The sequence below is a fragment of the Lysinibacillus sp. DFXJR4 genome (genome assembly GCF_057196045.1).
Window position 1 is genome coordinate 1,503,875 of the sequence record NZ_JBXUNW010000001.1, and the last position, 12,828, is coordinate 1,516,702.

General features: G+C 37.1%; 11 protein-coding genes and 2 riboswitches. Of the genes, 7 read left to right on the forward strand and 4 right to left on the reverse strand.

The window, feature by feature from the left end:
• Positions 1-207 precede the first annotated feature (207 nt).
• Positions 208-1,452, forward strand: coding sequence for a methyl-accepting chemotaxis protein (locus AC2CGN_RS07700; RefSeq protein ID WP_429981670.1), 1,245 nt, complete (start codon positions 208-210; stop codon positions 1,450-1,452).
• Positions 1,453-1,628: 176 nt separating this feature from the next.
• On the opposite strand, the gene AC2CGN_RS07705 is transcribed toward AC2CGN_RS07700, so the two are convergent.
• Positions 1,629-1,952 carry a hypothetical protein gene (locus tag AC2CGN_RS07705; protein WP_484513054.1) on the reverse strand — a complete coding sequence of 108 codons (324 nt, stop codon included), beginning with the start codon at positions 1,950-1,952 and terminating at the stop codon, positions 1,629-1,631.
• Positions 1,953-2,847: 895 nt separating this feature from the next.
• A riboswitch (cobalamin riboswitch) is annotated at positions 2,848-3,030 on the forward strand.
• Positions 3,031-3,060: 30 nt separating this feature from the next.
• Between AC2CGN_RS07705 and AC2CGN_RS07710 the strand changes: the two genes are divergently transcribed.
• From AC2CGN_RS07710 to AC2CGN_RS07720, 3 genes are all read left to right on the forward strand, one after another.
• Positions 3,061-3,189: a hypothetical protein gene (locus AC2CGN_RS07710; RefSeq protein ID WP_429981686.1), complete on the forward strand. Its 129-nt coding sequence runs from the start codon at positions 3,061-3,063 to the stop codon at positions 3,187-3,189.
• Between the two features lie 88 nt (positions 3,190-3,277).
• On the forward strand, positions 3,278-4,039 hold the full coding sequence (locus tag AC2CGN_RS07715) for a hypothetical protein (RefSeq protein WP_484513056.1): 762 nt from the start codon (positions 3,278-3,280) through the stop codon (positions 4,037-4,039).
• 22 nt (positions 4,040-4,061) lie between these two features.
• Positions 4,062-4,466, forward strand: coding sequence for a hypothetical protein (locus AC2CGN_RS07720; protein WP_484513058.1), 405 nt, complete (start codon positions 4,062-4,064; stop codon positions 4,464-4,466).
• A gap of 1 nt (position 4,467) precedes the next feature.
• Here AC2CGN_RS07720 and AC2CGN_RS07725 read toward each other — a convergent pair whose 3' ends face one another.
• Complete coding sequence (locus tag AC2CGN_RS07725; protein ID WP_484513060.1) at positions 4,468-6,408, reverse strand: GTP-binding protein; 1,941 nt, start codon at positions 6,406-6,408, stop codon at positions 4,468-4,470.
• A 245-nt stretch (positions 6,409-6,653) separates the two neighbouring features.
• Positions 6,654-6,840: riboswitch (cobalamin riboswitch) on the forward strand.
• Positions 6,841-7,024: 184 nt separating this feature from the next.
• Between AC2CGN_RS07725 and AC2CGN_RS07730 the strand changes: the two genes are divergently transcribed.
• From AC2CGN_RS07730 to AC2CGN_RS07740, 3 genes are all read left to right on the forward strand, one after another.
• Positions 7,025-8,020, forward strand: a complete 996-nt coding sequence (locus AC2CGN_RS07730; protein WP_484513061.1) for an ABC transporter substrate-binding protein — start codon at positions 7,025-7,027, stop codon at positions 8,018-8,020.
• Between the two features lie 52 nt (positions 8,021-8,072).
• Positions 8,073-8,744 (forward strand): precorrin-3B methylase, encoded by a 672-nt coding sequence (locus AC2CGN_RS07735; protein ID WP_484513063.1) that lies wholly within the window; start codon positions 8,073-8,075, stop codon positions 8,742-8,744.
• A gap of 170 nt (positions 8,745-8,914) precedes the next feature.
• Complete coding sequence (locus tag AC2CGN_RS07740) at positions 8,915-10,903, forward strand: S9 family peptidase (RefSeq protein WP_484513193.1); 1,989 nt, start codon at positions 8,915-8,917, stop codon at positions 10,901-10,903.
• A 58-nt stretch (positions 10,904-10,961) separates the two neighbouring features.
• Here the strand turns inward: AC2CGN_RS07740 and AC2CGN_RS07745 are convergent, their stop codons facing one another.
• Both AC2CGN_RS07745 and AC2CGN_RS07750 read right to left on the reverse strand, forming a co-directional pair.
• Entirely contained in the window at positions 10,962-11,504 is a 543-nt protein-coding gene (locus AC2CGN_RS07745) for a GNAT family N-acetyltransferase (protein WP_484513065.1), read from the reverse strand.
• Positions 11,505-11,605: 101 nt separating this feature from the next.
• The gene (locus AC2CGN_RS07750; protein ID WP_286926652.1) at positions 11,606-12,802 is read right to left on the reverse strand and encodes a class I SAM-dependent rRNA methyltransferase; all 1,197 of its coding nucleotides are present in this window, start codon (positions 12,800-12,802) and stop codon (positions 11,606-11,608) included.
• Positions 12,803-12,828: the final 26 nt, after the last annotated feature.

The window sequence follows — 12,828 nt, forward strand, 5'->3', positions numbered from 1 at the left end:
ACATCAAGGTTGGCCTAAAAGCCCTGACGGATGTCACGAATTTTGAAGAGAGTTTTTCGAGTGAGCTCGAAAATCCAGACACAATTACACTGGGATTTAATTGATATGACTTAATTCTTACAATTGAGGGGTCTTTTTCTGTGAATCTAAGGGAAATTCAACTATAATAACTACATTGGAATATTATTATAGTTGGGGGAAATTAGTATGAGTTTAGGAAAAAGAAGTATAATTGGTTTTTCTGCTTTAAATGTTCTTATGATTATTATTTTAGTCATAGACCTAGCAAATGTTACATCATTGGATTGGTTATCTACATTATTAACAATACTGGGAATTGCAATGACACTTTCCTATATTGTCTATGTACAGTATAAAATTATTAAGCCCATCAACCAATTAGCAGCATCTGCTCAGGCAATTGCAGAGGGAAATTTGCATACTGCTCCTATTGAAGTGAATTCCAATGATGAAATTTCATCGTTAACGAAAGCATTCTTAGAGATGAAAGAACAATTACAAATTATCACACAAAAAATTGCCAATAGCTCTTCAGACTTATCTGCTAGTATAGAGGAGCTATCAGCCAGTACAAATGAAATTACGATGGCTGTTGATGAAGTCGATTCTCAAATGGAAAAAACGTCAGATAGACTTAAGCATGTAGCACAATCGGCCAATGAAAGTGCGGTGGCGATGCAAGAAACAGCTGATGGCATTGAACGAATAACTGTGGCAACGCAAGATGTTTTTGACCATGCAAAGGAAGCAAATGATGTTGCCGGTAACGGTGCAGAAATTTTACATGTGGCTAAAAATCAGATGCAATTTATCTCAAATTCAACTGAAAAAACAAGTCAATTAATGCAGCAGTTAACAAATAAAATGATGGATATTAAATCCATGATTGATATGATAACAACCATTACAGATCAAACGAATTTACTAGCATTAAATGCAGCGATTGAAGCAGCACGAGCTGGGGAGCATGGTCAGGGTTTTGCGGTGGTAGCAGAGGAAGTTCGTAAGTTGGCAGAGCAATCCAAACATTCAGCACATCAAATTGTTGAGCTAGTAGTTGGAATTGAAAATGATACGACACAGGTTGCATCATCGGTTGAAGAGGATTTAAAAAATGTTCAGCAAGGTGTCTATGTCATTGATGAAGCAACAAAATCATTTGGTACGATATCTCAACATGTAAGTAAAATGACGAGTCAACTGGAGGATATATCTGCTACAGCTGAGGAGCTTTCAGGTAGTGCTAATGAAGTAACGAAATCAGTTATGACAATTGCTTCTGGAATGGATAAGTTATCACATTATACAGAAGTTGTTTTACAATCAGTAGATGAGCAAAGTGCCTCGATGCAAGCAGTCAATACAGTATCACAAGATTTATGTGTGCAAGCAGAAAATTTACAAAAGCTTACACAGCGATTCAAGGCATAATCATGTAATAGAAGAAACTTAGAAAAAAATCACATAACCCACATGTTTAAGAAGTATGAATTGTTGATACATGTACATGACAATTTAGCAAAGACGTTATAAATAATTATGTAAAAAGCCTAGACTCAAAAGTAATGTTGGTGCCTAGGCTTTTTGTGTTCCTATTAAAAATTGGCTTAAATCGATCTTTTATAAGCATTCATTGTCGAAGTATATTGGAATATTTTGGGGTTGACTAGTCCCTCACGTAAATCCATCATTCCTAATTGTCCCATTCTATTCAATAAAGGAATCAACCAACTGCCACTTGGAGCACCTTGTAACACTTTAATTTGATCAGATGATAACTTTGAAACTTTACTAGCATCAATCGGTTCTTTTGCATGTTCTATCGTTTCTTGAAAAGCTTTCGTATCAACTTTATACATATTTTCGCCAACTTGTTCAGTAAAACCTTTGTATCCGTAAGCTCCTCGAAGTATAAATAACCTTATACTCATATCTTCCATAGAAACCACTTTTAAATACACCTCCCTTCAAAGGATTCCTAAATTATAAAATGGGTAATTTTCAGAAGTAAATCTAATCTTATAGTATGCAGAAGTTCCACTTGAGATTTTTAAGTCTGAATTAAAAGTTACTGTATGATAAAACCCATCAATAATTCTATTATTATTAAAATCTAAGGAGCAACATTAATTTTATAATCACGATTTTGATAAGTAAAACGCTCATCATCTATGCATTGTCATTTCCATACCCAACTTCCATCACTCCTATGGAAACAGTGCCTGAAACTGCATGAGAAGCTTGCGTACGAATATCTTCATATTCATTGATTGTGCCAACTTGTGATGCAATTTGATCAATATAGGAGCTGTTAATGGTAGCGCTGGACCTCTTAAGACTGGATAATTTTCCAATTCTTCTTTAACTTTAGCAACTTCATCTAAAGTTACTTGTGTAATAGTTCAATCAGGATGTTTTGTTTTTAGATTTCTAATTAATGGGTCTACTTCAATCATATCTTTTTCTACTTCTGAAGCTTCAGCTGTATTTAGCCCAAAAAACCATTTGTTAAATCCTTGCAGCTAGTGTATTATATGTCATTTCGTTTTTGATTTTTGTTTTGTAAGGATATTATCGTATTAAATTTAAAAATATTGATATATTACCTAATTTGAGAATTTTGTATTCTGATATTATTAAGAAATTGGTAAAAATAGAAGTGTTAAAACAATGAATAAGTATGTTAGTAACTATATCTTCTTAATTAAGGTAGTTTTTTTCATTTTGACAAATAATAGAATACATATTACAATTTAGTTTGATAGTCGGTGAGGAATATTTACTCCGCTAGTTCCGACATCTTTAAAATGGCTAAAATTAACAACTGAATAGCGTGTAATAATAGGTGTAAATTGCGTGCAATTTACTGAAAAGGGAAGTCGGTGCAAATCCGACACTGTCCCGCAACTGTAAATGTGAGCGACTTTTCAAATACCACTGTTTTCAACGGGAAGGGGAAAAGAAGCGATGACCATAAGTCAGGATACCTGCCTATTATGAGTACACACCATAACCCTACGAGGAATAGGAGGTGGCATGTTGACAAAACAGAATGCTCTGTTTGTCACAGTACGTCAAACGCCCAAATTAAATAAAGGTATGTGGATGAGTTCCCATACATTTAGATTTGGGTATCGTTTGACCTTTTGTGATGAACGAAAACAATAAATTGAAGGATTTCCTCTAAATATGAAGGAAATCCTTTTTTTACTGATGACTTCCGTTTTGAAAATATGTACGAAAAGAGGATGCACATATGACGAATATTCATGTATGGTCAGCACAGGAAACGCACATTGAGGATATGAAAATTTGTAAGCAGCCACGCACTGAAGTTGCCAAGCAAGCAAAAACAAGAATGGTTGTGGAATCACTTGTTGATCAATTACTTGCAACCCGTCTTATTAGTAATCAGCGACTATTTGAACAAATTTTATATAATAAGGATATTATTTGGATTCAAAATGAGGAATTTAATGGACATCTTTTCGCAAGGGCAGAGATAGCAGAGAACCTGAAAACGAAAACAAATAGCTTTATGATGTATATGCCAACAAATCCAATTGTGTATGAGGTGGATGGCGAGCTTTATCATTTAATTACACGTATCGATTCAACCCGTTCTAAACCAAATCTAGAACGATTTTCTGTAGAGCCTAAGCCTGTATTAAGTGCTGCTCGTGTCAATGATTTATTGTGCTCAATTGTGATGCGCTTTTATGAAACTTATTTGGAAGATTTATCACGAATTGCTCAGGATAACAAACTTATTAGTCTAGTAGAACGTGAGTATAAGCATTTTTTACAAGCCGTGAAGGAACTAAATGATTATCATTTAAACTGGCATCCACGTGGTAATGGTCATGAGCTATTGCTGGAATTAATTGATAATTTGCAACTTTTGAAAAGTAGACCAGGCAAAGTGTTAACAGACTTTTCGAATTCCCATAGCTATGCTGTTGTAGAACCTTCTTATCGCCCTTTCAAAGACACAAGGCAAAATGTATGGGCATTATAGAAAAAAGCAGCTGCTCAGGTCAGTGGAAATTGTTCTATTTAATCCAAGAACAACATGGGCTCAAGAGAAAACTGCTCATGTCAGCTCAAGAATAGCTCAGTTACATGGGAAAACCACTCCGGTCATCCCAAAACTTGCTCGGGTACAGGAGAAACCCGCTCTGGTCATCCAAAAAATAGCTCGGGTACAGGAGAAACCCGCTCCGGTCATCCCAAAACTTGCTCGGGTACAGGAGAAACCCGCTCCGGTCATCCCAAAAATCGCTCAGGTTCAAGTGAAACCCGCTCAGGCAAGCCATAAAACTGCTCAGGCCAAGGAGAAATCCGCTCAGTTTAATCAATACCTCTCGAAACCAGAATTAATAGAATCTGCAGTACAGAAACAGGACATGGTATCAATTCCACATGTCCTGTTTCTACTTTTCTAAATTATTTGATACAATGCATTGCTGCTTGTGCCTCATGCCATGGAACGGAATAGCCTTTTCCTTTTGCACAAAAAATACTTGCGGATGTATATTCAGGATCGGCATTTTTATTGTAGCCGATTTGAGTAATAATTTCGTTCGGATTATGACATTTATCGTAGCCATCAAATTGTAGAGAAAGCACACCCTTACCATTGGTGTAGGCCGCAAAGGTCGTACTATAGTTCATAAATGTCGCGACAGGAGCACGACCAGTAATCATGACATCCTCTTCTGAAACAACTGGAGGGTCAAATGTACCGGATGCTTGCTGAATATCTGTCATTATGCGGCCGATAAAATCGGTAGATGCTTTTAACTTAAAGCGGTAATAGGGCTCCAGAAGGATGTTCACCGCTTGTTCAAGCCCTTGCCGTAATGCTCGGAATGTGGCCACGCGAAAATCGCCGCCGTCGGTATGCTTAATATGTGCACGCCCCGTTAAAAGCGTAAAACGAATATCAGTTACGGGAAAGCCTGTTAGTAATCCATGATGTTCGCGCTCGAATAAGTGCTTTTCAATCAGTCGTTGATGCCCAACGGATAAATCGTCCGTATGACATGCATTGACAAATGTAATACCAGTACCGCGTGCACTTGGCTCCATTAATAAATGTACTTCTGCATAGTGCTTTAAAGGTTCGAAATGACCATATCCTGTAACAGTTGATGCAATTGTTTCCATATATAATATCTGTGGCTCCCCGAATGAAATGGCTAGTGAAAATCGCTTGTTTAGCACTTCAATAAGGACCTCAAGCTGGATAACCCCCATAATATGTACTTGAATCTCTTGAAATTTTTCATGCCAAATCACACGTAATGAAGGCTCTTCCGCTTCAAGGATACGAAAGATTTTTAAGACTTCCTTTATATGCTGGTCTCCCTTGTATTGTACTTTGGCCTGAAGAGTTGGCACTAACTCATAGGGCTGTGGGTTACTAGAGCTTCCGAGGATTGCACCAATATTTGCTAAGCTAAGCCCTTTTACAGCAAAAATTTCGCCAGCTGTCACTTCCTGTACGGCTTCATAACGATGTCCGTTATATAACCTTATTTCCGTCACTTTTTCGGTTACGTCTCCAAAAGAAAACTCATCTCGAATATGCAAGGTTCCCTGTAATGCCTTAATAAAAGTTAAACGTTGATGGCCATCGTGTCGAATTTTAAAGACTTCACCTTGAAATGGTGCAGCAGCATTGAAATGTGTTTCAGTAAGCAGCGGGAGCTGTGCAAGGAATTCCTTTATGCCGATATCTTTTAATGCTGAGCCAGTAAAGCACAAAAATGCCTTTTCCTGTTTAATCATCGCTTGGAGTTGGGTAAAACAGCTACCACTATCTAATGTTTCATTAAGAAAAGCATCCAAAAGATTGTCATCACGTTCAGCTAGCCATTCCATTATGTTAGAAGGAATATAATCCGAATGGAACATTTCATTTACTAGTAGTACGTCCTTAGAGCAATCCTTTTGAAGCTGTGCCATAACATTATCCACCGCTGCACCTTCACGATCAATTTTATTGATAAAAAAGAAGGTTGGAATGTGATACTGACGTAATAGGTGCCAGACTGTTTCTGTATGCCCCTGTAACCCCTCAACTGCACTAATCACAATGATGGCATAATCCATAACACGAATCGCACGCTCCATCTCAGGGGAGAAGTCGACGTGTCCTGGTGTATCGATTAATGTATAGGTATCGTTGCCAATTGTCATCCGACCTTGCTCAGCAAAAATTGTGATGCCACGTTGACGCTCCAGCTCATGATTATCCAGAAATGTATCTTGATGATCCACCCGCCCACGAGCCTGAATACTTTTTGTATGAAATAATAATTGCTCAGAGAATGTTGTTTTTCCTGCATCCACATGAGCAAGGACTCCAATAGTTTTATGCATAAAATAATCCTCGTTTCTATAAATCCGTCCATTTTATTGTAACAGAATTTTGTTGAATTCAAGAAATATGAATATGTCATAATTGTGCTCCAAATCAACTGATTATGAAAAATAATTAATGTAAAATAGTTCTCGATTATGTAAGAATAGTGCTATAATATTAAAGATAATTAGTAAATGGATTTTTTTGTGAGATTGCGAATAGAAATTTCTTTTGCTAGTCTATCAATAATATTTATAACAATCAATAATACCTTTATATTGGTGCAAATGGCCTTAGTCATTTGCTTAAAAGGGAAATCGGTGCAAATCCGATGCTGTCCCGCAACTGTAAATGGGGAGTCTATACAAAATGCCACTGTAATCAACCTATGGGAAGGCGTATAGATGATGAACCTAAGCCAGGATACCTGCCAATATTATTCTTTACTTTAACCACGAGGATGGGGATAGTGAATCAGGTCAAAAGCCATTATTTCACTATGCGAACCTCTTGGAAACAAGGGGATTTTTTTATGCCCTTTATCAATTTATTACACTGTACATAACAAAAACATGGTAGTAAAGAAGTCAACTGATTTCTTACTATATATTTAACATCAAAGGAGAAAAGGACATGAAGAAATGGAACAGCGTGTGGCTTGTCTTTGCACTGGCATTGATGGCCATTTTAGGTGCATGCAGTGCGAAGGAAGATAAAGAATCAGCAGCACAAGGGGAGAAGGTTGAACCATCGCAAGCGGCAACGGCAGAAGTAACGATTGACAATAATGGGACAACACAGGTTTATAAAGAGGCGCCCAAAAAAGCAATTAGCTTAAACCAACATGTAACAGAAATTATGCTAGCTTTAGGCTTAGAGGATTCAATGGTTGGTACAGCCTATTTAGATGATAAAATTTATGAGCCTTTCCAAGCTGCTTACGATAAAGTACCTGTATTAGCTGACCAATATCCTACAAAGGAACAGGTTATTGATGCAGAGGCAGACTTTTTATATGGGGGATGGAAAAGCGCCTTTGGTGAAAAAGGTGTTGGTACTCCTGAAGAGCTTGAGACATTAGGAATTCACACCTATTTACATACAGCGTCCAATATGACAAAACCAACTTTAGAGGATATTTTCATAGATATTCGTAATATCGCAAAAATATTCCGTGTCGAAGATCGTGGAGAATCTTTAATTGATCAAATGACAAAAGATGTAGATAATATTCGTGCCAAATTGCCACAGGATGGCAAAGAGTTACCTGTTTTAGTTTTTGATAGCGGTGATAAGGAAGTCTTTACAGCAGCGCAAAACTTTATGAATGAGTTGGTAACGATTGCTGGGGGTAAAAACATTTTTGGTAATGTGGAGGCAGGTTGGACAACTGTTTCAAAAGAAGATGCAGTTGCACGTGATCCAGAGGTGATAGTTGTCATTGATTATGGGGAGACATCTGCTGAGGAAAAAATTAATTTCTTAAAGAATGACCCAGCGTTAAAAGAAACAGAAGCCGTGAAAAACGAACATTTTGTTATTTTACCATTATCTGCAGCATCTGAAGGTGTCCGTGCCGCAGAAGCGATTCAAATTTTGGCAAAAGGCTTTTATCCAGATAACTTTTAAAATTTGAGCTAGCATTTTGCTGGCTCCTTTTTCATAAGGAGAGATATTATACATGAATGCATTTAATATGAACATACCAGAGAAAACCTTTGAAAAGCTAAATCATCAGGGAGAATTTACTCGCCTTGCGGTAAGCCCTGGAATTATTAATAAGCATTATACTCCAACACAATTTCAAATAATCGCAAAGGTCGTTGGAAACACTGGTGCTATTAAATACTCTGCATCCTACAGTATATTATTATCAATTCCTACTGTTGGTCTAGGAGAAGCTATAAATGAGCTACAAAAAGCAGGTCTATACGTGGCAAAGCAAGGTCCGATTGTTGCCATGAAGGCATGTGATTTCTGTGATGGCGATAAAATGGAGGCAGCCCCAATAACAGAGCAATTATATGATTCATTAGAAGGGATGGCAGTTCCATCAAGATTACGCTTAAATGTTAATGGCTGTGCATCGGCTTGCTATAATGCTGTCTATGATGATATCGGCCTCATTTATCAAAAGGATAGCTTTGATGTTTATTTAGGAGCGGTGCCGATGGGGGCAAAAGCTCAAGCGGGGACATTGTTTGCTAAACGGATTCCTGTTAACCATATTGAAAGCTATCTCCATGCAATTATTTTACTCTACAAAGAGCATGCTCGACCAAATGAACCTTTTTATAAATTTTATCGTAGAACAAAAACGGCTGACTATTGGGATATAGCGTTTGATTTCTAAAAACTAGTCTTATCAAGCATGGTGTCACTTTGTAAGAAACCTCGTCATTGTAAAATACTTCTTCACATATAAAAGATTACATAGGCTTAAAAAATTTTTTCTTTTAAGCAGGGAAAATACTTAGTGTATCGAAATAAAATACTATGTAAGAATTCAACAAGAAGGAGCGAATAACAGTGAAACATGGGATTCAACCAGAAGATTTATATCGATTAAAATCAGTATCAAATCCACAAGTATCACCTGATGGAAAAGGAGTAGTTTATGTAGAAACTTGTATTGATGAAAAAAAGAATGACTATGTATCTAATTTATTTTATATAAATTTGACTGAAAAAAACCCTCTACAATGGACATTTGGTGATGATAAAACGAATTCACCTGTATGGTCATCTGATGGCAGCAAAATTGCATTTGTATCAACGAGAACTGGCAAGCCACAAATTTTTGTGCTTGCTAAAACAGGTGGAGAGGCCAAACAAGTTACGCATTGTAAAAACGGTGCGACATCACCTGTATGGTCTCCATGTGGTAAGAAAATTGCCTTCTCCGTAAAGCTTGGTAAAAATGAAGATATCTGTGATAAAGCAGAAGATGTTAAGAAAGAGGAAAAAGAACTTAAACCTCTTGAAGTTGACAACATGAAGTATAAATCAGATGCTGCTGGATTTATCGATATGGATCAATATACTCACATTGCCATTGTCGATCTTGAATCAGGGGAGCTGGAACAAGTGACGACAGGAAGCCATCATTTCCATTTGGATACATGGTCACCAAATGGAAAATATCTGGCTTATTCGGCTGATTTAACAGAGGATGTAGATTTTTCTTTCAATAATGATATTTATTTATTGGAGGTAGAAACAAAACAAACGCGCCAACTAACAGAAGGAAAGGGGATGTTCTACCAAACTTCATGGTCCCCGAACAGTCGATACATCGCTTTTCTTGGAAGTGAGAGAGAATTTGAAAACGCTACACAAGCAAAGCTATGGATATATGATTTGGAGCAGAGTAATTTAACAGGTGTAACAAGTGATTTTGACGCTCCTGTCGGTGATTTTGTAGTTGGAGATTATCTACAAGATGTCGTGGCTCCACGTGTCCAATGGATGAAGGATAGTCATAGCTTTTACTTCCAAGTGACAGATCACGGAAATACAGCCATTTATTTTGGAAATATTGTTGGAGAAATATATCCAGCGATTCATGATAATCAGTATGTCTATGGTTTTTCACTTGATTCACAAAATGATAAAGCAGTCGTTGCCATCAGCACTACAACAAATCCTGGTGATCTATTTTACGTCAATTTGAAAACTGGTGAAAAGGAACAGCTCACTAAAGTTAACGAAGAGTTTTTAAGATCAAAAATATTATCTGTTCCAGAAGCTATTGAATATGAAGGGGCAGATGGCTGGAAAGTAAACGGCTGGATAATGAAGCCCATCGGATATGAGGATGGGGAAAAATATCCACTTATTCTTGAAATCCATGGTGGTCCGCACGCAATGTATGCCCATACCTATTTTAACGAATTTCAAATACTTGCTGCACAAGGTTTTGCGGTACTATATACGAATCCTCGCGGTAGTCACGGCTACGGTCAAAAATTTGTTGATACAGTCCGAGGTGATTATGGTGGCAATGATTATCAAGACCTTATGGCTGCTGTTGACTATGTATTGGAACAGTATGAATTTATTGATCAAGACCGACTTGGCGTGACAGGAGGCAGCTATGGTGGCTTTATGACTAACTGGATTGTTAGCCATACAAACCGTTTTAAAGCGGCTGTTACGCAACGCTCTATCTCTAACTGGATTAGCTTTTGCGGTGTAAGTGATATTGGCTATTACTTTACAGACTGGCAAATTCAAGCGGGACTAGACGATATTGAAAAGCTATGGCATCATTCTCCGCTGAAATATGTGGACAATGTACAGACACCACTGTTAATTTTACACAGTGAAAAAGACTATCGCTGCCCGATTGAACAGGCAGAGCAATTGTTTATTGCCTTAAAGCATCGTAAAAAAGAAGCAAAATTTATTCGCTTCCCTGAATCCAATCACGAACTTTCAAGAAGCGGAAAACCAATGTTAAGAATGAATAGATTGGAATATATTCGAGATTGGTTTGTCAAATACCTATAAGAATCATAGAGGGTGGTGGCTTAAGGGCTAAAAAAGCTTCTTAGGCCATCTTTCTAAATTATTGATTAATAACTCCATAAAATACTAAATCCTCGTATTTACCGTCTTTTATAATATGATCCTTTAATATTCCTTCTTGTGTCATACCAATTTTCTTCATTACTTTTCCAGAAGCAGGGTTTGATGAAAAAAATCGTGCAAATACTTTGTGCAGTTTCTTTTCTTCAAAACCGAATTGTAGAATCGACTGCGCTGCCTCTGTTGCATAGCCTTTTCCCCAATATTGCTCACCAATCCAATAGGCAATTTCTCCTTGATTAAAACGTTTGTTATTCGATAATGCAATTGCTCCATATAATTCGCCAGTTTCTTTATCAGTTACTGCAAACTCGTACGAAATATCCTCCATAAAATGATCGTAATGGCGTTCTATCCATGACAACGCATCATTCAAACTATATGGATAGGGCAGGTACAATGTACTTTTATAAATATTATAGTTATTGCAAAGCTTTGCCACCGTTTCTGCGTCAGATGCTTGAAATAATCGCAGGACTAGCCTTTCAGTTGTAATCATTAACTTTTCACGAATATACGCCATTTAATCACTCCAATTACCTATAATTTGTAAGTATATTATATAATAAACCATATCCGAACAAAAAGACAGAATCATAGGAAGGTGATTCTGTCTCGATGCATTTAGTCTATTTTTTTTATAAAAACAACCTTTAAGTAATTAAATTCAGGATATTCACGTGGTACACGGAAATCCTTCGGCAGGCTGTATTCCTCAACAATTTTATAGCGTGTATGCGTTTCCTTAAAGGCCTGATCAATAAAACTTTTAAACTTTTTCATACCAAAGCTTGCGTTATTGGTTGAAGCAACGATAATACCATTTTTCTCTGTGATGGCAATCGTGTCAATTAACAATTTCGGATAGTCTTTCGCTGTTGAGAACGTTCTTTCCTTTGTCCGTGCAAAGCTAGGTGGATCTAAAACAACAAGATCATATTTCAAATGATGACGCTGTGCATATTTAAAATAATTAAAAACATCCATTACTTTAATATCCTGTGATTCATAGTCTATGTTATTGACGCTAAATTGCTCAATTGTTTTAGCTAAACTACGCTTTGCAACATCTACACTTGTTGTTTTTACTGCTCCACCAAGTACCGCCGCAACAGAAAATGCTCCAGTATAGGAGAACGTATTAAGCATATTCCTATGGTCTGCGTAATGTTCACGAATCGCAAGCCTTACGTCCCGTTGATCGAGAAAAATACCTGTCATTGCGCCATCGTTTAAATGAACAGCATAGCTCATGCCATTTTCCAAAATAATGATTGGAAATTCACCAGGAGTCCCCATAACGAAATCGTCCTGCTCCATATATTGCCCTTTAAGATCAAATCGCTTTTTCTCATAAATGGCTGTAAAGTTTACTGTCTCAGCAAGTGCTTCGTATATCATATCCTTCCATAAATAGATACCCGCACTGTACCAGCTCACTAGATAGTAAGAATCGAAATAGTCAATAGTGATACCACCTATACCATCACCTTCACCATTAAAAATACGAAAGGCTGTTGTATTAGGATCATCGAAGAAGTTCTGACGATTTGCAAGTGCCTTTGTAAATTTTCTAATAAAAAAAGCTTTGTCTATTTTTTCGTTGACATCTGTTGTTAGCATCCAACCAATGCCTTTATTTTGGATGCCATAGTAGCCTATGCCAAGAAAGCGTTGATGGCTGTCCAGTAGTCTTAATAGGGCACCTTCTTCTTTAGGAAGCTGACTAGCGTCAACAGCATCCTTTGAAATAAGAGGATAGCCTTTTTTTAATTGATCAGCAAAGGGTTTTTTAATTTGTAAAGCAATCGTATGTGTCATGTTGTCATCCTTTAAAAAGCATTTTG

Excerpts from the sequence above, each read along its gene's own strand:
- AC2CGN_RS07700 (WP_429981670.1), top strand. The coding sequence starts at position 208 with ATGAGTTTAGGAAAAAGAAGTATAATTGGTTTTTCTGCTTTAAATGTT.
- AC2CGN_RS07705 (WP_484513054.1), bottom strand. The coding sequence starts at position 1,952 with ATGAGTATAAGGTTATTTATACTTCGAGGAGCTTACGGATACAAAGGT.
- AC2CGN_RS07715 (WP_484513056.1), top strand. The coding sequence starts at position 3,278 with ATGACGAATATTCATGTATGGTCAGCACAGGAAACGCACATTGAGGAT.
- AC2CGN_RS07725 (WP_484513060.1), bottom strand. The coding sequence starts at position 6,408 with ATGCATAAAACTATTGGAGTCCTTGCTCATGTGGATGCAGGAAAAACA.
- AC2CGN_RS07730 (WP_484513061.1), top strand. The coding sequence starts at position 7,025 with ATGAAGAAATGGAACAGCGTGTGGCTTGTCTTTGCACTGGCATTGATG.
- AC2CGN_RS07735 (WP_484513063.1), top strand. The coding sequence starts at position 8,073 with ATGAATGCATTTAATATGAACATACCAGAGAAAACCTTTGAAAAGCTA.
- AC2CGN_RS07745 (WP_484513065.1), bottom strand. The coding sequence starts at position 11,504 with ATGGCGTATATTCGTGAAAAGTTAATGATTACAACTGAAAGGCTAGTC.
- AC2CGN_RS07750 (WP_286926652.1), bottom strand. The coding sequence starts at position 12,802 with ATGACACATACGATTGCTTTACAAATTAAAAAACCCTTTGCTGATCAA.